Annotated in this window: 15 protein-coding genes and 2 pseudogenes; 12 read left to right on the top strand and 5 right to left on the bottom strand. The window is 66.5% G+C overall.

Going from position 1 to position 24,823, the window contains the following annotated elements; all coding sequences use genetic code 11:
- The first annotated feature begins 14 nt into the window (after nucleotides 1-14).
- The gene (locus ACIPR8_RS06180) at nucleotides 15-518 is read left to right on the top strand and encodes an SRPBCC family protein (RefSeq protein ID WP_446540442.1); all 504 of its coding nucleotides are present in this window, start codon (nucleotides 15-17) and stop codon (nucleotides 516-518) included.
- A gap of 16 nt (nucleotides 519-534) precedes the next feature.
- Nucleotides 535-1,082 (top strand): annotated as a pseudogene (locus tag ACIPR8_RS06175) (DUF2939 domain-containing protein).
- A gap of 121 nt (nucleotides 1,083-1,203) precedes the next feature.
- Here the strand turns inward: ACIPR8_RS06175 and ACIPR8_RS06170 are convergent.
- The 4 genes from ACIPR8_RS06170 to ACIPR8_RS06155 all read right to left on the bottom strand — a co-directional run bounded on the left by ACIPR8_RS06170 (nucleotide 1,204) and on the right by ACIPR8_RS06155 (nucleotide 9,970).
- The gene (locus ACIPR8_RS06170) at nucleotides 1,204-2,577 is read right to left on the bottom strand and encodes a flavin-containing monooxygenase (protein ID WP_446540441.1); all 1,374 of its coding nucleotides are present in this window, start codon (nucleotides 2,575-2,577) and stop codon (nucleotides 1,204-1,206) included.
- Between the two features lie 407 nt (nucleotides 2,578-2,984).
- Nucleotides 2,985-3,929: a 5'-nucleotidase gene (locus ACIPR8_RS06165; protein ID WP_192288513.1), complete on the bottom strand. Its 945-nt coding sequence runs from the start codon at nucleotides 3,927-3,929 to the stop codon at nucleotides 2,985-2,987.
- Between the two features lie 78 nt (nucleotides 3,930-4,007).
- The gene (locus ACIPR8_RS06160; RefSeq protein WP_446540440.1) at nucleotides 4,008-4,772 is read right to left on the bottom strand and encodes an NAD kinase; all 765 of its coding nucleotides are present in this window, start codon (nucleotides 4,770-4,772) and stop codon (nucleotides 4,008-4,010) included.
- Nucleotides 4,773-4,990: 218 nt separating this feature from the next.
- On the bottom strand, nucleotides 4,991-9,970 hold the full coding sequence (locus tag ACIPR8_RS06155) for an NAD-glutamate dehydrogenase (protein ID WP_446540439.1): 4,980 nt from the start codon (nucleotides 9,968-9,970) through the stop codon (nucleotides 4,991-4,993).
- Nucleotides 9,971-10,208: 238 nt separating this feature from the next.
- On the opposite strand from ACIPR8_RS06155, the gene ACIPR8_RS06150 reads away from it, so the two are divergent.
- The 3 genes and pseudogenes from ACIPR8_RS06150 to ACIPR8_RS06140 all read left to right on the top strand — a co-directional run bounded on the left by ACIPR8_RS06150 (nucleotide 10,209) and on the right by ACIPR8_RS06140 (nucleotide 15,244).
- Nucleotides 10,209-10,880 (top strand): TetR/AcrR family transcriptional regulator, encoded by a 672-nt coding sequence (locus ACIPR8_RS06150; RefSeq protein WP_446540438.1) that lies wholly within the window; start codon nucleotides 10,209-10,211, stop codon nucleotides 10,878-10,880.
- Nucleotides 10,877-12,049: pseudogene (locus tag ACIPR8_RS06145) on the top strand (efflux RND transporter periplasmic adaptor subunit); the annotation flags it as partial. The gene ACIPR8_RS06150 and the pseudogene ACIPR8_RS06145, both read left to right, overlap by 4 nt.
- Before the next feature lie 30 nt (nucleotides 12,050-12,079).
- Nucleotides 12,080-15,244 carry an efflux RND transporter permease subunit gene (locus ACIPR8_RS06140; RefSeq protein ID WP_132864273.1) on the top strand — a complete coding sequence of 1,055 codons (3,165 nt, stop codon included), beginning with the start codon at nucleotides 12,080-12,082 and terminating at the stop codon, nucleotides 15,242-15,244.
- A 277-nt stretch (nucleotides 15,245-15,521) separates the two neighbouring features.
- Here the strand turns inward: ACIPR8_RS06140 and ACIPR8_RS06135 are convergent, their stop codons facing one another.
- The gene (locus ACIPR8_RS06135) at nucleotides 15,522-16,670 is read right to left on the bottom strand and encodes an acyl-CoA dehydrogenase family protein (protein WP_132864274.1); all 1,149 of its coding nucleotides are present in this window, start codon (nucleotides 16,668-16,670) and stop codon (nucleotides 15,522-15,524) included.
- Between the two features lie 127 nt (nucleotides 16,671-16,797).
- Between ACIPR8_RS06135 and ACIPR8_RS06130 the strand changes: the two genes are divergently transcribed.
- The 7 genes from ACIPR8_RS06130 (at nucleotide 16,798) to ACIPR8_RS06100 (ending at nucleotide 24,798) form a co-directional block, all read left to right on the top strand.
- Nucleotides 16,798-17,727: an ArsR/SmtB family transcription factor gene (locus tag ACIPR8_RS06130; RefSeq protein ID WP_132864275.1), complete on the top strand. Its 930-nt coding sequence runs from the start codon at nucleotides 16,798-16,800 to the stop codon at nucleotides 17,725-17,727.
- Nucleotides 17,728-17,749: 22 nt separating this feature from the next.
- A complete protein-coding gene (locus ACIPR8_RS06125) occupies nucleotides 17,750-18,826 on the top strand; it encodes a homocysteine S-methyltransferase family protein (RefSeq protein ID WP_132864276.1) in 1,077 nt (358 codons plus the stop codon).
- A gap of 9 nt (nucleotides 18,827-18,835) precedes the next feature.
- Nucleotides 18,836-19,441: a short chain dehydrogenase gene (locus ACIPR8_RS06120; RefSeq protein WP_446540437.1), complete on the top strand. Its 606-nt coding sequence runs from the start codon at nucleotides 18,836-18,838 to the stop codon at nucleotides 19,439-19,441.
- Nucleotides 19,441-22,278 (top strand): methionine synthase, encoded by a 2,838-nt coding sequence (metH, locus tag ACIPR8_RS06115; protein WP_446540436.1) that lies wholly within the window; start codon nucleotides 19,441-19,443, stop codon nucleotides 22,276-22,278. The genes ACIPR8_RS06120 and metH overlap by 1 nt, the downstream gene beginning before the upstream one ends.
- A 6-nt stretch (nucleotides 22,279-22,284) precedes the next feature.
- A complete protein-coding gene (locus ACIPR8_RS06110; protein WP_192288190.1) occupies nucleotides 22,285-22,968 on the top strand; it encodes a hypothetical protein in 684 nt (227 codons plus the stop codon).
- A 4-nt stretch (nucleotides 22,969-22,972) separates the two neighbouring features.
- Complete coding sequence (locus ACIPR8_RS06105) at nucleotides 22,973-24,160, top strand: MFS transporter (RefSeq protein ID WP_446540435.1); 1,188 nt, start codon at nucleotides 22,973-22,975, stop codon at nucleotides 24,158-24,160.
- Nucleotides 24,161-24,225: 65 nt separating this feature from the next.
- Nucleotides 24,226-24,798, top strand: coding sequence for an NMCC_0638 family (lipo)protein (locus tag ACIPR8_RS06100; protein WP_446540434.1), 573 nt, complete (start codon nucleotides 24,226-24,228; stop codon nucleotides 24,796-24,798).
- Nucleotides 24,799-24,823: the final 25 nt, after the last annotated feature.

Here is a 24,823-nt window from a genome sequence, read left to right as displayed (position 1 = left end):
GATTTGCGGCAACCTTGCCTGCAACCCTCCCGGACCCCACTGCCATGGCCAGCATCCACCACCAGCTCTGGATCGACGCTCCCCTGGCCACCGTCTATGAAGCCCTGGCCTCGGCCGAGGGCCTGAGCCGCTGGTGGATCCCCCACCAGCACCATGTCATCGATGGCGAGCCGGTCATCAGCCACAACCCCGGTGGCGCGCATGGCGTGGTGGCGATGAAGCTGCTGGAGGCCGTACCCGGCCAACGCGTGCGGCTGGAGGTCATCAGCCATCACCCGGCGCTCAGCCCGGCCTCGTCCTGGGCCGGGACCGAAATCCGCTTCGACCTCTCGCGCCGGGCCAGCCCCGGCGCGTGGCGCGGCCTGCCGCACGAAGGCGAGCCGATGACCGTGGTGGAGTTCCAGCACCTGGGCTGGGACCCCGACAGCGAGTACTTCGGCTTCTGCAGCCAGGCGTGGGCCGAAACCCTGGTGATGCTGCGTCGTTGGGCCGAATCGCAGGCCGGCGGACGGCAGTGAGCCGCAGGAGCAGACGATGAAGAAATGGATCCTTCCTGCAGTCATCCTGGTCGCCCTGGCGCTGGCCGGCTATGTCATTGGCGGCCCTTACCTCGCCATCCACGGCATCAGCCGCGCCATCGAGGAACGCGACACCGGCCGCCTGCAACGTCACGTCGACTTCCCGGCGTTGCGGGTCAACCTCAAGGCCCAGCTCAGCGACTACATGGTGCGCAAGGCCGGTCCCGACGCGCAGTCCAATCTTTTCGGCGCGGTGCTGCTGGGCGTGGCCAGCAACGTGACCGGCGCCGGCGTCGACACGATGGTGACCCCCATCGGCGTGGCCGCCCTGTTGCAGGGCGACAGCCTGTGGAAGCGTGCCATCGGCAACACGGCCAATGGCGATACCTGGGGCCCGCCCGCGCCGGCCAAGCCCCTGGCCAACACCCAGGGCCACTACGAATCGTTGTCGCGCTTCACCGCCACCACCCGCCTGGAGGATGGCCGCGAAGTGGTGTTCGTGCTGAGCCGGCAAGGACTGCGCTGGCGGCTGACCAAATCCAGTTGCCGCTGCAGACGCCGTAGCCGCGCGTCCACGTGCGAAACGCCCCCTGCAACGCAGCGCGCAGCCACGCAGCGTTGCGGGTATTCCGTGCCGGGCATGGCCCGGCACTATCAGGGCGCCGGTTGTCGGCGCCCTCCCCGCTCAGGCGATACGCCGCTGCGGTTCCTCGACCACGCTGTCGGCCAGGAACGCCTCCAGCGAATCATCCATCGCCTCCATCCACGGCGTGTGGTGTGGCGGCGCGAGGGTACCGGTCAGCACCGAGCGATAGCTGCAGTTGCGGTAGCCGAGGATGTCGTCCTTCTTGTCGTGCTTCCACTGCTTGAACAGGTTGGCAACCGCTTCGACGTTGAAGTCGGGATAGTCGGTCGCATCCAGCAGGTCGCGCACATAGGCGGTCTGGAAATCGATGTCCTGCTCGACCGAGGTGGTGGCCTCCTCACGGGCCATCCAGTCCTGGCTGTCGGCCTGCATCCGCATCCCCTCCGGCAAGGCGATCCGCCCGAGGATCACGTCGCGCGCGTACCAGGCCTGCGCATCGAACATGTTGAACGTGTAGTACTGGTCCTGCATGCCCAGGTAGATCAGGTTCGGGTTGTCGATCCAGAACACGCCCTTGTACAGGTCCGGCGGGTACAGCCGGTTGCGGGTGCGCAGGGTCAGCGCATCCGGCAGGAACGGGAAGTGATGCTGGTAGCCGGTGCACAGCACGATGGCATCCACGTCCTTGCTGCTGCCATCGGCGAAATGCGCGGTGGTGCCTTCCACGCGCAGCAGCAGCGGCCGCTCGTCGAATGCCTCCGGCCAGTCATAGCCCATCGACGCGCTGCGATAGCTGTAGGTCACCGACCTGGCACCGTACTTGTGGCATTGGGTACCGATGTCCTCGGCCGAATAGCTGCTGCCGACCAGCAACAGGTCCTTGCCGGTGAACTCGCAGGCATCGCGGAAGTCATGCGCGTGCAGCACGCGTCCCGGGAAGCGCTCCAGCCCTTCGAAGAACGGCGCGTTCGGCGTGGAGAAATGGCCGGTGGCGACGATGACGCGGTCAAACTCCTCGCTTGCCAGCTCGTCCTTCTTCAGATCACGCACGGTCACGGTGAAGCGCTGGGTCTGCTCGGAATAGTCCACCCATTGCACTGCCATGTTGAAGCGGATCTGGTCGCGCACGCCGCTCTTCTCGATGCGACCCATGATGTAGTCGCGCAGCACGGCGCGCGGCGGGTAGGAGGCGATCGGGCGGCCAAAATGCTCTTCGAAGCTGTAATCGGCGAATTCCAGCGCTTCCTTCGGGCCGTTCGACCAGAGGTAGCGGTACATGCTGCCGTGTACAGGTTCGCCATAGGCATCCAGCCCGGTGCGCCATGTGTAGTTCCACATCCCCCCCAGATCGGACTGCTTCTCGAAGCAGACGATCTCCGGTACCTGTGCACCCGCGCGGCGGGCGGATTCAAATGCACGCAGTTGTGCCAGGCCGCTCGGGCCGGCACCAAGAATGGCGATACGCATGGTCATTCGGGTTGTTTCTCCTGTGTAGCTGCTGCCGTGCAGGCACGACAACACTGCGCAAGGGCGCGTTATGCACGGGCGGGAGAGACAATGCGTCCGGTCCCGCGCCGCGCGCGAAACACCCGGCCGCCACGCAAGGCAGCACGACGAGGGATTGGCGAATTCAAGCCACCGATCGGGGAACAGGCCCCGCCCCTTCATCACCGGGTGGGTGCTGTGCGGGCGGGTGATCTGCCGCTTGCGTGCAGATGGAAAAGGACGCGACAGGATTGTCGCTGGGTCAAGACTAGGCCCGCGAAAGCGGTTTCATCCTAACATGCGTTGCATGGCGGTTTGCAAACCGACCACGGCAGCGCCGAGCGATCCTCGGCGAGGAGTGTTGGCCTCGCGACCGAAGTTGCTCCTGCCGCGGATCAATCGGGGTTGGCGACGCCATGCGGCACGTGGCCGGCGGTCACATGCTGGCGTGCGCTGTCGATGTTGTGCTGCGAATCGTCGAAGAAGATGTCCGCGCCAAAGGCTTCCAGGAATGGCCCCTTGTGGCGGCCGCCCAGGAACAGGGCTTCATCCAGGCGCACCCCCCATTCGCGCAGGGTGCGGATCACGCGCTCATGCGCCGGTGCCGAACGCGCGGTGACCAGCGCGGTGCGGATGGGCGCCGCCTCGCCGGCCGGAAAGGCCGCCTGCAGCGCATGCAGGGCGGAAAGGAAGTTGCGGAACGGGCCGCCACTGAGCGGCTCGTGCGCGCGTTCGCGTTCGTGCCGGCCAAATGCCTCGACGCCCTGTTCGCGCGAGATGCGTTCGCTCTCGTCGCTGAAGATCACCGCGTCACCATCAAAGGCGATGCGCAGCTGGGTGCTCGGACGCCCGGTATCGGTTGCCGCGGCGGTGGCGGCGAGCACGTCGGCGGCGCTCTGCGGCAGGATCGTCGCCGCGGCGATGCCATGCACCAATGCACGCCGCACCGATTCGGGGTTGGCCGACAGGAACAGATCGGTGCCGAACGGCTTCACGTACGGCCAGGTGGGCTCGCCGGCGGTGAAGGTGGCGCGCACGATGTCCAGCCCGTAATGCTGGATCGAGTTGAAGATGCGCAGGCCGGTGTCGGCGGAGTTGCGCGACAACAGGATCACCTCCACCCGCGGGGTGTCTTCCGGTGCACCGTCGTTGAGGGCCAGCAGCTTGCGTACCACCGGGAAAGCCACGCCCGGCTTGAGGATGTCGTCCTCGTGCTCGCGCTGGTAGGCCGCGTAGGCCTCCACCCCTTCGCGTTCGAACAACGCATGCCCTTCCTCGAGGTCGAACAAGGCGCGCGAAGTCACCGCGACGGTGAGGAGCCGGGGAGTGTTGTCACCCATGAACGAGGAACCCAGTGATATCGAGGAGCGGGACCCAGTCTACCCGGAACCCCGTGCAACGGCGGTCACGCCGCCCACTCAGAACATGAACTGCTCGCTGAGGATGCGCTCTTCGAGGTTGTGCTCGGGGTCGAACAGCAAGGTGACCTGGCGCTCGCGCGATTCGCGGATGGTGACTTCCACCACGTCGCGGGTTTCGTGCGAATCGGCGGTGACGCTGACCGGGCGCTTGTAGGGGTCCAGCACCCGGAAGCGCACCTCGGTGTCGGCCTTGAGGATCGCCCCGCGCCAGCGGCGCGGCCGGTAGGGGGCCAGCGGAGTCAAAGCGATGGTGTTGGAGCCCAGCGGCAGGATCGGACCATGCGCGGAATAGTTGTAGGCGGTGCTGCCGGCCGGCGTGGAGACCAGCACACCGTCGCAGATCAGCTCTTCCACCCGCTGCTGGCCATTGAGGTCGATGCCGATATGCGCCGCCTGGCGGGTCTGCCGCAGCATCGAGACATCGTTGTAGGCCAGCGAGCCGGTGCTGGTACCGGATTCGGTCAGCGCGATCATCTCCAGCGGGCGCAGGTGCGCCGGCTCGGCCTGGGCCAGGCGTTCGACCAGGTCTTCGTCGCGGTGGTGGTTCATCAGGAAACCCACCGTGCCGAGCTTCATCCCGAACACCGGCTTGCCCTTGTTGCCGTGCCGGTGCAGGGTCTGGAGCATGAAGCCGTCGCCGCCCAACGGGCAGATCACGTCGGCATTTTCCGGATCATGGTCGCCATAGCGGGCCGCCAGCGTGCCGCGGGCCTGCTGCGCGGCGTCGACGGAACTGGCCAGGAAAGCAATTCGGGGGGACACGGGCGTCTTCGGGTTCGGCTCTGGGGGCGAGGATAACCCGCTGCGGCTGAAGCGACAGCATTGCTTTCATGCGTGGGGTTTCCTGTTGCTGCCTCTTGCCCTCACCCCAATCCCTCTCCCGCCCGCAGGAGAGGGGTTGGGGTGAGGGAAAAACAGAAACACCGGAAACAAAAAAGGCCGGGCCCGCTCGCGCAGGCCCGGCCTTCAAACCATCAGCTTCAGACGCCGTGCGCGGCCAACTGGCCCAGGCGCTGCACCGCCACCGACACGGTCGGGTAGTCCAGCGTCTTCTGCTCGGCCAACTCGGCCAGCATCGACAGCGTGAAGCGCAGGCTGCTGTCGTCCCGGTTCAACCAGGCCGCCACCTTGGCCTCGGCCGAGGCGCCCTTCATCGACAGCACCTGGCCGGTCAGGTTGCGCTGGTGCGCGGCCAGTTCGTCGCGCAGCACGCCACGGGCCACCGCATGCCAGCGACCATTGACCTCCAGCGCGTCGATCTGCTCGAACAGCCACGGCATCTGCAGGGCTTCGCCCAGGCGGAAGTGGACCTTGGACACGTCCACCGGCTTGAGCTTGCGGGTACGCGCCAGCTCGATGATGTCAAACGCCGGCTCCAGGAAGTGCAGTTCGGACAGCTGCTGTGCCAGTGCCGCCGGCAGGCCCTTCTCCTTCCACTGCTTGACGCTGGCCTCGTAGGCCGGGCGCTGCGAATCCGGCAGCACGCCCGAGGCGACGCGGATGTCGTTGAACGGGCCCTGGTAGCGATCGACCGCGGCGGTGATGCCCGGCATCGCACCCGGACGGTTCAGCAGCCAACGCACGAACGAACGCTGCAGCTTCCAGATCACTTCCAGCGCATCGACCTGCACGGCCTCCGGCAGGGTGCCGTCGAGTGCGTCGATCTGCGTCCACAGCGCACGGGCATCCAGCGTCTCGCGGCTGATGGTGTAGGCCTTGGCGACCTCGGCCACGGTGCGGCCGGTGTCCTCCTGCATGCGCATCAGGAAGGTGGCGCCCATGCGGTTGATGGTCTGGTTGGTCACCGCCGTGGCGATGATCTCGCGCTTCAGGCGGTGGCGGTCCATCGCATCGGCGTACTTCTTCTGCAGCGGCTGCGGGAAGTAACGCAGCAACTCCTTGGACAGGTACGGGTCCTCCGGGATGTCCGATTCCAGCAGCTGCTGGAAGGCGACGATCTTGGAGTACGACAGCAGCACCGCCAGCTCCGGGCGGGTCAGGCCCAGGCCACGCAGCTTGCGTGCCGACAGCTCGGCGTCGGACGGCAGGAACTCGATCTGGCGATCCAGCAGGCCCTGCTGTTCCAGGGTGCGGATGAAGTGCTGCTTCGACCCCAGGCGGGTCGCGCTCATGCGCTCCATCAGGCTCAGCGCCTGGTTCTGGCGGTAGTTGTCCATCAGCACCAGCTCGGCGACCTCGTCGGTCATCGACGCCAGCAGCTTGTTGCGCTGGTCGACGGTGAGCTTCTTGGCGCGCACCACGTCGTTGAGCAGGATCTTGATGTTGACTTCATGGTCGGAGGTGTCCACACCGGCCGAGTTGTCGATGAAGTCGGTGTTGAGCAGCACGCCCACCTGCGCGGCCTCGATGCGGCCCAGCTGGGTCATGCCCAGGTTGCCGCCCTCGCCCACCACCTTGCAACGCAGCTCGCCACCGTTGACGCGCAGCGCGTTGTTGGCGCGGTCGCCCACGTCGGCGTTGGTCTCGGTGGAGGACTTGACGTAGGTGCCGATGCCGCCGTTCCACAGCAGGTCCACCGGCGCCTTCAGCGCGGCGTTGATCAGGTCGGTCGGGGTCATCGCCTTGATGCTGGCATCGATGCCCAAGGCCTCGCGCACCTGCGGGGTGATCTCGATGGACTTGAGCGAACGCGGGTAGATGCCGCCGCCCTTGCTGATCAGCTTGCTGTCGTAGTCCGCCCAGCTCGAGCGCGGCACGGTGAACATGCGCGCACGTTCCTTGAACGAGCTCGCCGCCACCGGATTCGGGTCCAGGAAGATGTGGCGGTGGTCGAACGCGCAGACCAGGCGGATGTGCTCGGACAGCAGCATGCCGTTGCCGAACACGTCGCCGGACATGTCGCCGATACCGACCACGGTGAAGTCCTGCTTCTGGCAGTCGCGGCCCAGTGCACGGAAGTGGCGCTTGACCGACTCCCACGCGCCGCGCGCGGTGATGCCCATGCCCTTGTGGTCGTAGCCGACCGAACCACCGGAAGCGAACGCGTCGTCCAGCCAGAAGCCGTGCGCGCGGGCGATGCCGTTGGCGGTGTCGGAGAAGGTCGCGGTGCCCTTGTCGGCGGCCACCACCAGGTACGGATCGTCCAGGTCATGGCGCACCACGCCCACCGGCGGCACGATCTTGTTGTTGACGATGTTGTCGGTGATGTCCAGCAGGCCGTTGATGAAGCGCTTGTAGCAGGCCACGCCCTCGGCGAACCACGCATCGCGGTCCACCGACGGGTCGGGCAGCTGCTTGGCGAAGAAGCCACCCTTCGAGCCGACCGGCACGATCACGGTGTTCTTCACCATCTGTGCCTTGACCAGGCCCAGCACCTCGGTGCGGAAGTCCTCGCGGCGGTCGGACCAGCGCAGGCCGCCACGGGCCACCGGGCCGAAGCGCAGGTGGGTACCTTCCACGCGCGGGCCGCACACGAAGATCTCGCGGTACGGGCGCGGCTTGGGCAGGTCCGGCACCTTGGCGGCATCGAACTTGAAGCTGATGTAGTCGGCCGGGCCGCCATCGGCACGCAGGCCGTCCTTGCGCGGCATGTAGTAGCTGGTGCGCAGGGTGGCTTCGATCACGCCGATGAAGCTGCGCAGGATGCGGTCCTCGTCCAGGCTGGAGACGCCGTCGAGCAGCTTGACCAGCACCTCGTGGACCAGCGCCATGCGTGCATCGCGGCTGCCCTTGCGCGCCTTGACCACGCCGTCGAGCAGCTTGAGGGTGGCCGCGTCGCCACCGGCCAGCGCCTTGAACTGGGCCAGCTGGGCGTCCAGCGCGGCGGCGTCCACGGCAGGGGTCGGGTCGAAGCGGGCTTCAAACAGCTCCACGATCAGGCGCGCCAGCAGCGGGTAGCGGCTGAAGGTGCCTTCCACGTAGGACTGCGAGAACGGCACGCCGATCTGCAGCAGGTACTTGCAGTAGCCACGCAGCATCGAGACCTGGCGCCAGTCCAGGCCGGCGGCCAGCACCAGGCGGTTGAAGCCGTCGTTCTCGGCGTCGCCGCGCCACACGCGGGCGAAGGCATCGCTGAAACCGGCATTGGCGGCGGCCGCATCGATGCCCGGCACGGTCGATTCGACCTCGAAGTCCTGCACGTAGACCGGCGCGTCATCGACCATCAGCCGGTATGGGCGCTCGGCGACCACGCGCAGGCCCATGTTCTCCATCATCGGCAGCACGTCCGACAGCGGGATGTCGTCGAGCTGGCGGTACAGCTTCAGGCGCAGGCCATCGACGTCGTCGCGGCGGATCGACTGCAGGCTCAGGCGCAGGTCTTCCGGACCGGTCAGCGCGTCCAGCTGGGCCACGTCGGCCGCGGCGATCTCGGCGCTGGAGTCCTCGATGTAGCCGGCCGGCAGTGCCTTGCCGATGCGGGCGGCGATGCGCAGGCCTTCGGTTTCACCGTGGCTTGCGACCAGCGCTTCACGCAGGTCGTCCTGCCAGTTGCGCAGCACGTGGGCCAGGCGCTTTTCCAGGCCTTCGGTATCCAGCTCCAGGCTCTGGCCGGCCTTCGGGCGCACGATCAGGTGCACCTGGGCCAGCGGCGAGTCGCCCAGCACCACGCTGGAGTCCACGTGCTCGCCCTGCAGCGCATCCTTGAGCAGGCTCTCGATGCGCAGGCGCACGTCGGTGTTGAAGCGTTCGCGCGGCAGGAACACCAGCGCGGAAATGAAACGGCTGAACTTGTCGCGGCGCAGGAACAGGCGGCTGCGCACGCGCTCCTGCAGGCCCAGCACGCCGATGGCGGTGCGGAACAGCTCATCCTGGCTGGACTGGAACAGCTCCTCGCGCGGCAGCGACTCCAGGATGTGGCGCAGTGCCTTGCCGCTGTGGCTGGACAGGCTCAGGCCCGAGCGCTGCATCACGCCTTCATAGCGCTGGCGCACCAGCGGGATTTCCCACGGGCGACGGTTGTAGGCGCTGGAGGTGAACAGGCCCAGGAAGCGCTGCTCGCCGATGATCTTGCCCTTGGCGTCGAACTCCAGCACGCCGATGTAGTCCATGTAGCCGCCGCGGTGGATGCGCGAGCGGGCATTGGTCTTGGTCAGGATCAGCGCGTCGTCCAGGCCGCCGCTGGTGTTCAGGCCCTGCGCGGCCAGGCCCTTGACCGGGCGCGCCACCGAGGTGTCCTTGCCACGCATCAGGCCCAGGCCGGTGCCGTTCTGGGCGACCAGCACTTCTTCCTTGCCCTGCTTCTCGACCTTGTATTCGCGGTAGCCGAAGAAGGTGAAATGGTTGTCCGCGGCCCAGCGCAGGAACTCCTGCGCCTCCACGCGCGAGGCCTTGCTGACCGGCAGCACACGCTTGCCCAGGTCATCGGCCAGCGCCTGTGCCTTGGCCTTCATCGGCTCCCAGTCCTTGACGATGGCACGCACGTCGTCCAGCGCTTCGGACACGCGCTTGGCCACTGCGTCCAGCTCGGCCGCCGGCTGGCGATCGATCTCCAGCAGCATCACCGATTCCAGCGCACCCTCACCCACGCCAGCCAGCTTGCCGGCCTTGTCGCGGGAAATGGCGATCACCGGGTGGCCCAGCACATGCACGCCGACGCCCTGCTCGGCCAGCGCCAGGGTCACGGTGTCGACCAGGAACGGCATGTCGTCGTTGACGATCTGCAACACGGTGTGCGCCGACTCCCAGCCATCGGCCTTCAGGGTCGGGTTGAACACGCGGACGTTGGCCTTGCCCGCCTTGCGGGTACGTGCGAACTCCAGCATGCCGGCGGCCAGCACGGCCCAGTCATCGGCCGAGTGCAGCTTGAACTCGTCCCCTTCCATGCGCTTGTAGAAGGCCGAGGCGAATGCGACCGCCTGGGCCTGCGCCGCGGCGGGATAGCGCTTGCGCAGGGCAGCGAAGACCGGCTCCAGCGACAGCGCAGCGTCGGCGGGGACGTGCTTGGCCAGGGGCGTGCTCTTCGGTTTGACGGACTTTGCAGCAGGCTTTTGCGATTTCATGTCGGAGCTTCGGGTAGGGCTCGTTGAAGGTGCGGCGATTGTATCCCCGGCAACAAAAATAGCTGTGCTGCATGGCCGCAATCACGGCGCCAAAATTGCAATGAAGATGTAACGAAACCGCTGTTTTCAAGGGATATTCTTCATCCTGAAGCCTTTCCCAACCAATTTCCGGCCATGCCGATTCCGTCGGGTTTCGCGCCGCTGTACTAATTGTGTACTGGACGGTATAGTCCAGAAAGTGAACACCCCGCCCTCCTCTCCGCCGCGCACCCAGGCACGGGACCAGCCCGTGTTCGCTGCCGTGGGCGAGTTGCTGGCCACCCACGGCATGCAATTGAGCATGGATGCGGTCGCCGCCCATGTCGGCTGTTCCAAGCAGACCCTGTACAGCCGCTACGGCTCCAAGACCAACCTGCTGCGGCTGGTGATGCAGCAGCACGTGGCAACCACCACCGCGCAGCTGATCAAGGGCGACAGCCGGCCGCTGCGGCAGATCCTGGTGGAATTCGCCATCCACTACCTGGAACACCGCAACCAGCCCCGCATCCGCCAGACCGCGCAATTGCTGGCCATCAGTGCAAACCAGTTTCACGAGGAGGCGCGTACCCTGTACAACCTCAGCGCGGACGCGGTGCGCAGTCAGATAACTGAATGGTTACGAACCGAGATGGCGAGAGGCCGCCTGATCCATGACGATCCGCAGTTCATGGCCGAACTGCTGATCAGCATGCTTGCCGGTCAGGACTTCGAACGCCAACGCTTTCACGCCCCCCATCGCGATACGCCGGAAAAGCGCCACCGTTGGGCCGAATTCGCCATCGATGCCTTCCTGCGCGCCTTTCCGGTACCGCCGACTGGCATTCCTGGTTCCGTCAACAAATCAAGAACCCCCGGAGTTTTCCCCCGATGACTGCCCCGCTCCGTCTCCTCGCCCTTACCTGCGCCGCGACAATTTCGCTGGCGGCCTGCAAAAAGCCGCAGGAGCAGGCCGCTCCCCCGCCTCCGGAAGTCGGCGTGGTCGAGGCCAAGCCGCAAACCCTGCCGCTGCAGCGCGAGCTGGTGGGCCGCCTGTCCCCGTACCGTTCGGCCGACGTGCGCGCGCGCGTGGCCGGCGTGCTGCAGAAGCGCGTCTATGAGGAAGGTAGCAACGTCAAGGAAGGCCAGGAGCTGTTCCTGATCGACCCGGCCCAGCTGCGTGCCGCCCTCAACGAGGCCGAGGGCGCCCTTGCCTCGGCCCGGGCCACCCTGGCCAACGCCCGCGCCACCGCCACCCGCGCCCGTTCGCTGGCACCACAGAAGTATGTGTCGCAGTCGGACCTGGACAACGCCGTGGCCGCCGAGCGCAGTGCCGCCGCCGCCGTGCAGCAGGCCGAGGCCGCGGTGGCCAATGCCCGCATCAACCTGGGCTATGCCCGCGTCACCTCGCCGATCACCGGCCTGGCCGGCAAGGCGCAGGTGACCGAAGGTGCCCTGGTGGGCCAGGGCGATGTGACCCTGCTGACCACGGTCGACCAGATCGACCCGCTGTACGTGAACTTCTCGATGACCGCCGATGAGCTGAGCGCCCTGCGTGCCGCCCAGGACAAGGGCACGCTGGCACTGGCCGGCGACGGCAAGACCACCGTGCAGGTCAACCTGCCCGACGGCAGCGCCTACGCCCACGAAGGCACGCTGGACTTCTCCTCGCCGACGGTCGACCCGGCCACCGGCGCGGTGTCGCTGCGCGCGGTGCTGCCGAACCCGGACCGCATCCTGCTGCCGGGCTCGTTCGTCAGCTTCAAGGCCAACCTGGGCGCGCGCAACAACGCCTTCCTGCTGCCGCAGCAGGCGGTGCAGCGCGACACCCGCGGCGGCTACGTGATGGTCGTCGGCGCCGATGGCAAGGTCGTGCGCAAGGACGTGGTGCTCGATGGCCAGCAGTCGGGCAGCTGGCTGGTCTCCTCCGGCCTGGCCGGCGGCGACAAGGTCATCGTCTCGGGCCTGCAGAAGGTCAAGGAAGGCGCCCCGGCCACGACCAAGCCGTGGCAGCCGCAGGCCGCCGCCCAGCCGGGTGCCCCCGCACAGGCGCCGGCACCGGCACCGGCGAAGAAGGACTAACGGAACTCCGTCATGCCTAAATTTTTCATCGAACATCCGGTCTTTGCCTGGGTGGTGGCGATCCTGATCTCGCTGGGTGGCGTGATCTCGATCCTCAACCTGGGCATCGAGTCCTATCCCAGCGTGGCCCCGCCACAGGTCACCGTCACCGCCAACTACCCGGGCGCCAGCGCGTCCACCACGGAAAAATCGGTCACCCAGGTGATCGAGCAGCAGCTGACCGGCATCGACAACCTGATGTACTTCAGCTCGTCGTCCTCGTCCAACGGCCGCGCCACCATCACGCTGACCTTCGACAGCGGCACCGACCCGGACATCGCCCAGGTGCAGGTGCAGAACAAGGTGTCGCTGGCGACCCCGCGCCTGCCCTCGGAAGTGACCCAGCAGGGCGTGGTGGTGGCCAAGGCCAACGCCGGCTTCCTGATGGCCATCGGCGTGCGCTCCGATGACGGCAGCGTGGACCGCGATGCCCTGAACGACATCGTCGGTGCACGCGTGCTGGAGCAGGTATCGCGCGTGCCGGGCGTCGGCAGCACCCAGCAGTTCGGCTCCGAGTACGCCATGCGCGTGTGGCTGAACCCGGAAAAGCTGCAGGGCTACCACCTGGCCGCCAGCGACGTGTACAACGCCATCGGCACCCAGAACCTGCAGTTCGCCGCCGGCTCGGTGGGCGGCGACCCGACCCCGTCCGACCAGGCCTTCACCGCCACGGTGGTCGCCGAAGGCCGCTTCAGCACCCCGGAAGACTTCGAGAACGTCATCCTGCGCGCCAACGCGGACGGCAGCGTGGTGCGCCTGAAGGACGTCGCCCGCGTCGCCTTCGGCGCCAGCAACTACGGCTTCGACACCCGTTACAACGGCAAGCCGGTGGCCGTGTTCGCCATCCAGCTGCTGCCCGGCGCCAACGCCCTGGACGTGTCCAAGGCGGTGCGCTCCAAGATGGACGAGCTGGCCCCGAGCTTCCCGCCGGGCGTGAGCTGGTTCACCCCGTATGACAGCACCACCTTCGTCAACATCTCCATCAAGGAAGTGATCCACACGTTGATCGAAGCCATCGTGCTGGTCTTCCTGGTGATGCTGATCTTCCTGCAGAACTTCCGCGCCACGATCATCCCCACCCTGGTCATCCCGGTGGCGCTGCTCGGCACGTTCATGGGCATGCTGGCGATCGGCTTCACGATCAACCAGCTGACCCTGTTCGCGATGGTGCTGGCGATCGGCATCGTGGTCGACGACGCGATCGTGGTGATCGAGAACGTCGAGCGCATCATGAGCGAGGAAAAGCTCGACCCCAAGCCGGCCACGCAGAAGGCGATGGGCCAGATCACCGGCGCGGTGGTGGCCATCACCGTCGTGCTGGCCGCGGTGTTCATCCCCAGCGCCCTGCAGCCGGGCGCCTCCGGCGAGATCTACAAGCAGTTCGCCCTGACCATCGCCATGTCGATGGCATTCTCGGCGCTGCTGGCGCTGACCTTCACCCCGGCATTGTGCGCGGCCTTCCTCAAGCCGACCCACAACGACAACCCGAACTGGGTCTACCGCACCTTCAACAAGTACTACGGCAAGCTGGAGAAGAGCTACGTCGGCACGGTCGGCGGCGTCATCAAGCACAGCCCACGCTGGCTGATGGTGTTCGCGCTGCTGCTGGTGCTGTGCGGCTTCCTGTTCACCCGCCTGCCGGGCAGCTTCCTGCCCGAGGAAGACCAGGGCTACGCACTGGCCATCGTGCAGCTGCCGCCGGGCGCCACCAAGAGCCGCACCAGCGCCGTGTTCGACCAGCTGCTGGGAACGCTGGAGAAGGAAGAAGCCTTCGAAGGCCTGATGCAGATCACCGGTTTCAGCTTCATCGGCTCCGGTGAGAACGTGGGCATGGCCTTCGTCCGCCTGAAGGACTGGGACGCCCGCAAGGAGACCGCGCCGGAGTTCATCCAGAAGATGAACCAGAAGGCGTATGGCATCAAGGACGCGCAGATCTTCTTCGTCAACCTGCCGACCGTGCAGGGCCTGGGCCAGTTCGGTGGTTTCGACATGTGGCTGCAGGACCGTGCCGGTGCCGGCCAGGATGCGCTGATGGATGCGCGCAACACCCTGCTCGGCGCCGCGTCACAGGACAAGTCGCTGACCGCGGTGCGTCCCAACACGCTGGAGAACTCGCCGCAGCTGCAGCTGCACGTGGACCGCGTGCAGGCGCAGACCATGGGCGTGAAGGTCAACGACGTCTACACCGCCATCCAGATGATGCTGGCGCCGGTGTACGTCAACGACTTCTTCTACGCCGGCCGCATCAAGCGCGTGAACATGCAGGCCGACGCGGCCTACCGCACCGGCCCGGAATCGCTGCGCAGCTACTACGTGCCCAGCTCGCTGAGCAAGGACGCCGACGGGCAGTCGTCGATGATCCCGCTCAGTGCGGTGGTCAAGTCCGAGTGGATCTACGCCCCGCCCGCACTGAACCGCTACAACGGCTATTCGGCGGTCAACATCGTCGGTTCGCCGGCACCGGGCGGCAGTTCGGGCCAAGCCATGGCAACGATGGAACGGCTGGTGCAGGACGACCTGCCGGCCGGCTTCGGCTTCGACTGGAGCGGCATGTCCTACCAGGAAATCCTGGCGGGCAACGCGGCCACCCTGCTGATGGTGCTGTCCATCGTGGTGGTGTTCCTGTGCCTGGCCGCGCTGTATGAAAGCTGGTCGATCCCGGTCGCGGTGCTGCTGGTGGTGCCGATCGGCATCCTCGGTGCGGTGGTGTTCTCGTTGATGCGCGGCCTGCCGAACGACCTGTACTTCAAGATCGGCATGGTGACGGTGATCGGCCTGGCGGCGAAGAACGCGATCCTGATCGTGGAATTCGCGGTCGAGCAGCGCGCCATGGGCAAGACCCTGCGCGAGGCCACGATCGAAGCGGCGCACCTGCGCTTCCGCCCGATCCTGATGACCTCCTTCGCCTTCATCCTGGGCGTCCTGCCGATGGCGATCTCCACCGGTGCCGGCGCCAACGCCCGTCACTCGCTGGGTACCGGCGTGATCGGTGGCATGCTGTTCGCCACCCTCATCGGCGTGTTGCTGATCCCGCTGTTCTTCGTGTGCGTACGCCGCGTGCTCGGCGACAAGCTCGACGAACCGTCGAAGGAGTACCTGGAGCAGCACAAGGTACGCACGGCGCAGGTGGATCGCTGATCCTCCCGCTGTACCGGCAAACAAAAAGCCCCGGCAATGCCGGGGTTTTTTTTGGGCACGCTGTAGGAGCGACCTCGGTCGCGAAGCCGTCGATGAAGAACGGCGGCATTGATTGCAATTGCAGACGACTTCCGCAGCTTCCGCCTAGATCAGCTTCGCGACCGAGGTCGCTCCTACAACGCGGTTGCCTCGCCTGCGCCGCACCAGACTCCGCACAAAAAAAGAAACCGATGCCGGTTGCCCGGCATCGGATCTCTGGTTCACGCTTGGCTGCGACTCAACGCAATCCGGTCTCGTTGCGCGCAATCACCATGCGCTGGATCTCCGAAGTACCTTCATAGATCTCGGTGATCTTGGCATCGCGGAAGTAACGCTCCAGCGGCATTTCCTTCGAATAGCCCATGCCGCCATGGATCTGCACCGCCTGGTGGGCGATCCACATCGCTGCCTCCGACGCGGTCAGCTTGGCGACCGCCGCCTCGGTGGAGAACTTCCTGCCCTGCGACTTCAGCCAGGCTGCGCGCAAGGTCAGCAGCATCGCCGCATCCAGCTTGCACTTCATGTCAGCGACCTTGGCCTGGATCATCTGGAAGGTGCCGATCGGCGCGCCGAACGACTTGCGCTCCTTCACGTAGTCCACCGAAGCCTCGTAAGCGGCGCGGGCGATGCCCACCGCCTGCGACGCGATGCCGATGCGGCCCGAATCCAGCAGGCTCATCGCGATCTTGAAGCCCTGCCCTTCCTCACCGATCACATCCTCGGCACTGGCCACGTAGTCCTGGAACTCGATCTCGCAGGTCGCCGACGCACGCACGCCCAGCTTGGGCTCGGTCTTGCCGCGGCCAAAGCCCGGCTTGGTGGTGTCGATCATGAAGGCGGTGATGCCGCGCGCGCCCTTCTCCGGGTCGGTCATCGCGAACAGCACGATGTAGCGCGCCACCGGGCCGGAGGTGATCCAGCTCTTCTGGCCGTTGACCAGGAAAGAACCGTCGGCCTGCTTGACCGCGCGGCAGCGCATCGCCGTGGCATCGGAGCCGGACTGCGACTCGGTCAGCGCGAACGCGCCGATCGCGCTGCCCTCGGCAATGGCGCGCACGTAGGTCTGCTTCTGTGCCTCGCTGCCGTAGCTCAGCAGCGCATTGCAGAACAGCGAATTGTTGACCGACATAATGGTCGCGTGCGCCGCGTCGGCGGCGGAGACCTCGACGATGGCCAGCACGCTGGAAACCGGGTCCATGCCCGAGCCGCCGTACTCGACCGGCACCTCGATGCCCATCAGGCCGTTCTCCCCCAGCAGGCGGATGTTGTCCAGCGGGTACTCACCGGTAGCGTCGAAGTGCTCGGCGCTCGGGGCGATCTTTTCCTTGGCGATACGACGGGCGACGTCCTGCAGCATCAGCTGCTCGTCGGAAAAACTGAAGTCCACAACACCCCTCCCAGGGCTGAATCAAGTTGCGATTGTAACCATCGCGACCGGGTTCAGCCTATGCCTCGCCTTGACCCGGCGTGGCGGCAGCGCGAAAATATCTCTATATCGCGATAGGTAGATATTTATGGATCTGGAAGACTGGTCGACCCGTCTGAAAGTGTTCGCCGATGCAACGCGGGTACGCCTGCTGACGCTGCTTGAACAGGAAGAACTCACCGTGGCCGAGTTGTCGGCCATCACCACGCTGGCCCAGCCGCGCGTGTCCACCCACCTGGCGCGCCTGAAGGAAGCCGGGCTGGTCCGCGACCGCCGTGCCGGCGTGTCCGCGTACTACCGCTTCGACGAGGCCTCGCTGGACCCGGCCCAGCGCGCATTGTGGCATGCCCTGAGCACCGGCAGCGACGATCCGCTGCTGCGCCAGGACGCCGAGCGCGTGCCGGCGGTGCTGGCGATGCGCGCCGCCGACCAGAACTGGGCCGACAGCGTGGCCGGCGACATGGAACGCCACTACTCCCCGGGCCGCACCTGGGAGGCGATGGCGCGCAGCGCGCTGCCGCTGCTGGAAACCGGCGACGTGCTCGACATCGCCTCCGGTGATGGCGTGCTGGCCGAACTGCTGGCCCCGCACGCACAGCGCTACGTCTGCATCGACACCAGCGCCCGCGTGGTGGCCGCCGCCAGCGAACGCCTGCGCAAGCTGCCCAACGTGGAGGTGCTGGAAGGCGACATGCACAAGCTGCCCTTCGCCGATGGCAGCTTCGACCTGGTGGTGCTGATGCACGCCCTGACCTACTCCAGCCACCCGGCCAAGGCCGTGGCCGAGTGCGCCCGGGTACTGCGGCCCGGCGGCCGGCTGATGCTGTGCAGCCTGGCCCGGCATGAGCACAAGGTGGCGGTCGAGGCCTACGGCCACGTCAACCTGGGCTTCACCGGCAAGGAACTGCGCAAGTTCGTCGAGAAGAGCGGGCTGGAAGTGTCCAGCCTGGAAACCGTGACCCGCGAGAAGCGCCCGCCGCATTTCGAAGTGATCGCGCTGATCGCCCATCGTCCCTGAAGCATCGAACCCGGCCCGCCCTATGCAAGCCCTCCCCTGGCTCCACCCCGAACGCGTCGCCAAGCTGCTGGCCGCGCTTGAACAACGCATCCTGATCATCGACGGCGCCATGGGCACGATGATCCAGCGCCATCGCCTGGAGGAAGGCGACTACCGGGGCGAGCGCTTCGTGGGCGGGTTCGACAGCCAGCACGTGCACGGACCCGGTTGCGAGCACGACCTCAAGGGCAACAACGACCTGCTGCTGCTGACCCGCCCGGACGTGATCGCCGGCATCCATACCGCCTACCTGGAGGCCGGTGCGGACCTGGTGGAGACCAACACCTTCAACGCGACCTCGATCAGCCAGGCCGATTACCACCTGGAACACCTGGTGTACGAACTCAACAAGGCCGGTGCCCAGGTCGCCCGCCAGTGCTGTGACGCAGTGGAAGCCCGTACCCCGGACAAGCCGCGCTTCGTGATCGGCGTGCTCGGCCCGACCAGCCGCACCGCCTCGATCAGCCCGGACGTCAACGACCCCGGTTTCCGCAACACCAGCTTCGACGCGCTGCGGCAGACCTACCGCGAGGCCATCGACGGGCTGATCGACGGCGGCGCCGACACGCTGATGGTGGAAACCATCTTCGACACGCTCAATGCCAAGGCGGCGTTGTTCGCCATCGAGGAAGTCTTCGACCAGCGCGGCGGGCGGCTGCCGGTGATGATCTCCGGCACCATCACCGATGCCTCCGGCCGTACCCTGTCCGGCCAGACCGCCGAGGCGTTCTATGCCTCGGTCGCGCATGGCAACCCGCTGTCGGTGGGCTTCAACTGCGCGCTCGGCGCCACCGACATGCGCCCGCACGTGGAAACGCTGGCGCAGGTGTCCAGCGGCTACGTCAGCGCGCACCCCAACGCCGGCCTGCCCAATGCCTTCGGCGAGTACGACGAGACCCCCGAGGAAATGGCCGCCACCCTGAAGGAGTTCGCCGAATCCGGCCTGCTCAACCTGGTCGGCGGCTGCTGCGGCACCTCGCCCGACCACATCCGTGCCATCGCCGAAGCGGTCGCCGGGCTGCCACCGCGCGCCCTTGCCCCGCTCACCAAGGCTGCCTGAGGAAACGCCATGAAGAAGAAGATCCTGCTGGTGGGTGCCAGTGGCACCCTGGGCAAGGCCGTCGCCGCACACCTGCGCCAACGGCATGAGGTGATCAGCGCCTCGCGTTCGGACGCCGCGCATCCGGTCGACCTCGGTGACGAGCAGAGCGTATCGGCGCTGTTGCAGGCGGTGGGTCCGTTGGATGCCATCGTCTCCACCACCGGCAACGTTCATTTCGGCCCGTTGACGCAGATGACCGCCGCCCAGTTCAACCAGGGACTGCAGGACAAGCTGCTGGGCCAGGTGCGACTGGCACTGCTCGGCCAGCATCACCTCAACGAGGGTGGCTCGATCACCCTGACCACCGGCATCCTCACCGAACAGCCGATCGCCCAGGGCGCCAATGCCACCGCGGTCAACGCAGCGGTGGAGGGCTTCGTCCGCGCCGCCGCGCTGGAGCTGCCGCGTGGCCTGCGCATCAACGTGGTCAGCCCCAGCGTGCTGGTCGAAGCGCTCGATGCCTATGGCGACTTCTTCCCGGGCTTCGAACCGGTCAGCGCCGCACGTGCCGCCCTGGCCTACCAGCGCAGCATCGACGGCATCGCCAACGGACAGGTTTTCAAGGTCTGGTAATGGGCAACGACTCCTCCCCCGCCGTGCATTACACCCGCCTGTCCGGCCTGGAACCGCTGGTCATCACCCCGGACCTGCTGTTCATCAACGTGGGCGAACGCACCAACGTCACCGGCAGTGCCCAGTTCCGCAAACTGGTCAAGGAAGAACGCTACGAGGAAGCAGTCGACGTGGCTCGCCAGCAGGTGGCCAGCGGCGCGCAGATCCTCGACGTGAACATGGACGAGGGCCTGATCGATTCCGAGAAGGCGATGGTGCGCTTTCTCAACCTGATCATGTCCGAGCCGGATATCGCGCGCATCCCGGTGATGGTCGATTCATCCAAGTGGAGCGTGATCGAGGCCGGCCTGAAGTGCCTGCAGGGCAAGAGCGTAGTCAATTCGATCTCGCTCAAGGAAGGCGAAGCAGCTTTCCTGGAACACGCGCGGCTGGTGCGCCGTTACGGCGCCGCTGCGGTGGTGATGGCCTTCGACGAAGTGGGCCAGGCCGATACCTGCGAGCGCAAGGTGGAAATCTGCACCCGCGCCTACCGCATCCTCACCGAGCAGGTCGGCTTCCCGCCGGAAGACATCATCTTCGACCCGAACATCTTTGCCGTGGCCACCGGCATCGAGGAGCACGACAACTACGCGGTGGACTTCATCGAGGCCACCCGCATCATCAAGCGCACGCTGCCCGGCTGCCACGTGTCCGGCGGCGTGTCGAACGTGTCGTTCTCGTTCCGTGGCAACGAGACCGTGCGTCAGGCGATCCACTCTGTGTTCCTGTACCACGCCATCCAGGCCGGCATGGACATGGGCATCGTCAATGCCGGCGCGATGCCGATCTACGACCAGCTCGACCCGGAACTGCGCGAAGCGGTCGAGGATGTGATCCTCAACCGCCGCCGCGACGGCACCGAGCGCCTGCTGGAAATCGCCGAGCGCTACAAAGGCAAGAAAGGCGAGAAGAAGGTCGAGGACCTGGAATGGCGCACGCGTCCGGTGCGCGAGCGCCTGGCACATGCGCTGGTGCATGGCCTGGATGCCTGGGTCGAGGAGGACACCGAGGAGGCCCGCCAGCAGGCCAGCCGGCCGCTGGACGTGATCGAAGGCCCGTTGATGGACGGCATGAACGTGGTCGGCGACCTGTTCGGCGCCGGCAAGATGTTCCTGCCGCAGGTGGTCAAGTCCGCGCGCGTGATGAAGAAGGCCGTGGCCTACCTGCTGCCCTTCATCGAGGAGGAGAAGGCGCGCACCGGTGACGTGGGCAAGTCCAACGGCAAGATCATCATGGCCACGGTCAAGGGCGACGTGCATGACATCGGCAAGAACATCGTCGGCGTGGTCCTGGCCTGCAACAACTTCGAGGTCGTGGACCTGGGCGTGATGGTGCCGGCGCAGAAGATCCTGGACGCCGCCCGCGCCGAGAACGCCGACATCATCGGCCTGTCCGGGTTGATCACCCCGTCGCTGGAAGAGATGAGCCACGTCGCCAGGGAGATGCAGCGGCAGGGCTTCAGCATGCCGCTGATGATCGGCGGCGCCACCACCTCGCGCGCGCATACCGCGCTGAAGATCGACCCGTTCTACAGCGCGCCGACGGTGTGGGTGAAGGACGCCTCGCGTGCGGTCGGCGTGGCCCAGTCGCTGATTTCCAGCGACCTGCGCGACGCCTTCGTCGCCGCCAACGACGCCGACTACGCCGACATCCGCAACCGCCACAGGAACCGCGGTGATGCCAAGCGGCTGGTATCGCTGGAGCATGCGCGCGGCCAGCGCTTCACCTGTGACTGGGCGCAGTACACCCCGCCGGCACCCGCCTCGCCCGGCCTGCACGTGTTCGACGACTATCCGCTGGAAGACCTGCTGCCGGTGATCGACTGGACGCCGTTCTTCCAGGCCTGGGAGCTGGCCGGCAAGTTCCCGGCGATCCTCACCGACGAGATCGTCGGGCCGCAGGCCAGTGACCTGTTCAAGGATGCGCAGGCGATGCTGAAGCGGATCGTTGATGAGAAATGGCTGACCGCCCGGGCCGTGTTCGGGATCTGGCCGGCGAACAGCAAGGGCGACGATGTGGTGGTGAACCTTGCAGGCACAGCATTCACCTCCCTTGCCCCGTTCACGGGGGAAGGTGCCCGCAGGGCAGATGGGGGCGGCTCTGGCTCCATGGGCCTTAAGAGCGCCCTCACCCCAACCCCTCTCCCGCGCGCGGGAGAGGGGCTTGCCCAGCTTGATTCGCACCACACCCTGCACTTCCTGCGCCAGCAGGTCGACAAGCCCGCCGAGCGCCCGGATTTCTGCCTGGCCGACTTCATCGCCCCGGAAGCCAGCGGCAAGCAGGACTGGATCGGTGCCTTCGCGGTCACCGCCGGCATCGGCATCGAGCCGCACGTGGCCCGCTTCGAAGCCGCCTACGACGACTACAACGCCATCCTGCTCAAGGCCCTTGCCGACCGCCTGGCCGAGGCCATGGCCGAGCGCCTGCACCAGCGCGTGCGCACCGAGTTCTGGGGCTACGCCGCCGACGAGCAGCTCGACAACGAGGCGCTGATCGCCGAGAAGTACAGCGGCATCCGCCCGGCCCCCGGCTACCCGGCCTGCCCGGAGCACAGCGAGAAGCAGACCCTGTTCGCGATGCTGGGCGCCGGCGACATCGGCATGTCGTTGACCGAGAGCTTCGCGATGTTGCCGACCGCGGCGGTCTCGGGCTATTACTTCAGCCATCCGCAAAGCCAGTACTTCGTGGTGGGCCGGGTCTCGCGCGAACAGGTCAGCGACTACGCCCGCCGCAAGGGCGTGGAGCGCGCCCAGGTTGAACGCTGGCTGGCCTCCAACCTGGACTACGACCCCGAGTAAGCCGCCATGGAAAGCCGCAACGCCGAACTGATCCGCAAGTACGCCCGGCCGGGCTGCATCGGCCTGTGCGGCACCTCTGACTGGATCGGCAAGGCCATCCGCAAGGCCCAGGCGCCGCTCACCGAGGATGGGCACCGCAGCCTGTGGTCGCACGCCTTCCTGTTCAGCGAACAACGCCTGGACGGCCATTGGTGGGTGCTCGAATCGGACCTGGACCTGCGCAACCGCCAGTTGCGGCTCGGCGCGCAGGAGAACCGCGCCGACCGCTACTTCGACGATGCGGCCTTCCCCAACCTGGCCATCCTCGACTTCAACCTGGACGCCGCCCAGACCCGCAACGTCCAGGTCGCCGCGCTGGACCTGCTGGCCGGGCTGTCCAGCTACTCGCTGAGCGAGCTGGTGGGCACGCTGTTCGCGATGCACAGCACCCGCCTGCGGCGGCGCGGCAACCTGCTGTCCAGGGAAGGCGCGCTGTACTGCTCGGCGATGGTGCAGCATTGCTACACCGCCGCCGGCATCGACCTGATGCCGGGGGTGCACGGCAAGAATGTCGCCCCGCAGGACCTGTACGATTCGGACCTGCCCCACACCACCCACTCGCTCATCCGCGACCTCGGCATCTCCAGCCTGCGCCGGCTCAAGCACGGCACCGTGGAACTGTTGAACACCCCGGTCGAAGACCTGTTCTGACCCCATGACCGCCGCAAGCCCCCTCCCCGCAGCCGTGCCCACCGCGCGGCTGTCGAGCTTCTACTTCTTCTACTACGCCGCGCTCGGCGCGTTCACCCCGTACTGGAGCCTGTACCTGCAGTCGCGCGGCATGACCGTCACCGCGATCAGCGTGATGATGAGCCTTTGGTATGCCACCCGCGTGGTCGCACCCAGCACCTGGACGTCGCTGGCGGCGGTTTCGCCCAGGCCGATCCGCTGGCTGCGCATCGGCTGCGTGCTGACCCTGCTCAGCTTCTGCGGCTTCCTGCTGCCGGCGCCGCAGTGGACGCTGTACGGGGTGATGATCGCCTTCTGCTTCTTCTACAACGCGGTGATGCCGCAGTTCGAGTCGATCACCCTCACCCACCTGGGCAGCGACAGCCACCGTTACGGGATGATCCGGGTGTGGGGCTCGTTCGGCTTCATCATCGTGGTCACCCTGTTCGGCTGGCTGATCGAGCACCACGGCGCCGGCAAGCTGCCGTGGCTGATGCTGCCGCTGTTCGTGCTGATGATCGGCTCGGCGTTCGCCAACCGCTACGCGCGCGGCATCGGCAGCCACAGCCACCACGACGGCGGCTTCTGGGCCATCGTCCGGCAGAAGCACGTCATCGCCTTCTTCATCGCCGCTTTCCTGGAGCAGTTGTCGTTCGGCCCGTACTACACGTTCTTCTCGCTCTACATGGACCAGCATGGCTACAGCACCTCGCTGCTGGGCGTGATGTGGACGGTGGGCGTGGTCTTCGAGGTCGCGGTGTTCTTCCTGATCGCCGGCTTCTTCAAGCGCTGGGATGCCAGCTGGCTGCTGATCATTTCCATGGCCAGCGCCGCGCTGCGCTGGTGGGTGACCGCGCTGTACCCGGAGAACCTCCCGGTGATGCTGGTCGCGCAGACCACCCATTGCCTGGGCTTCGCGGCGTTCTTCGCGTCGGCCATGCAACTGCTGGCGCGCTACTTTCCCGGCAACCTCAACGGCCACGGCCAGGGCCTGTTCTACGGCTTCTCATCCGGCCTGGGCGGCGTGCTCGGCGCACTGATCGCCGGCCAGCTGTGGCGGTTCGGCGACGGCAAGGCCGCCTTCCTGGTGGGCGGCGGCTTCGCCCTGCTCGGCTCGCTGATCGCCCTGTACTGGCTGCCGCCATCGCGCCAGGCCCGCCAAGCCGCAGGCTGAGCACACCCTTCCCCTGCCCGGTCCTGCTATAACGGCGCAGCGTTCACGACTCAGGGGGAGTTGTCATGAAACTGCACCGTTGGCCCTGCATTGCAGTGGCTGCACTGCTGCTCGCCGCACCCGGGCTGGCCCGGGCCGAGGAAGACCAGACCTTCGGCGCCTTCGTCTCCTCCTGCTTCCAGTACCTGGGCGAACCGCAGAAGCTGACCGAGACGCTGGACCGGGTGGCCCAGCGCCTGCAGGGCGAGACGGCGCACCAACACCTCAACGGAAGGGCCGGCAAGGCCTGGCTGATGACGGTCGAAGACAGTGTCTACGGCTTCGTACTGACCGACCAGGGCACCTGCACGATGACCGCCGCCAGCGGTGACCCGGAGACCATCGCCCAGGATTTCGTCCTTTTCAGCGAACTGGCCGAGAACAGTTACCGGATCGCCCAGGAGCCGGTCACCCGCGAAGACGGATGGGACTACCACGGCCTGACCGTGTTCGACCCGGGCAACCCCACCGACATCTACGTCCACATGGCCGTCAACACGGCACCAGTGGCCGATCGACGCGCCATCATCAGCGTTGCCCGGGTCCGCAGCACCGATCCCGATCGCCCTGCCCGCACAACAAAAAAGACAGGCCACTGACCTGTCTTTTCCGTGTCCATCGCGG

It is taken from the genome of Stenotrophomonas sp. LARHCG68 (genome assembly GCF_052871705.1).
The sequence above is the reverse complement of the archived record's forward strand: the minus strand, read 5'-3'. Positions and strand labels throughout refer to the sequence as shown.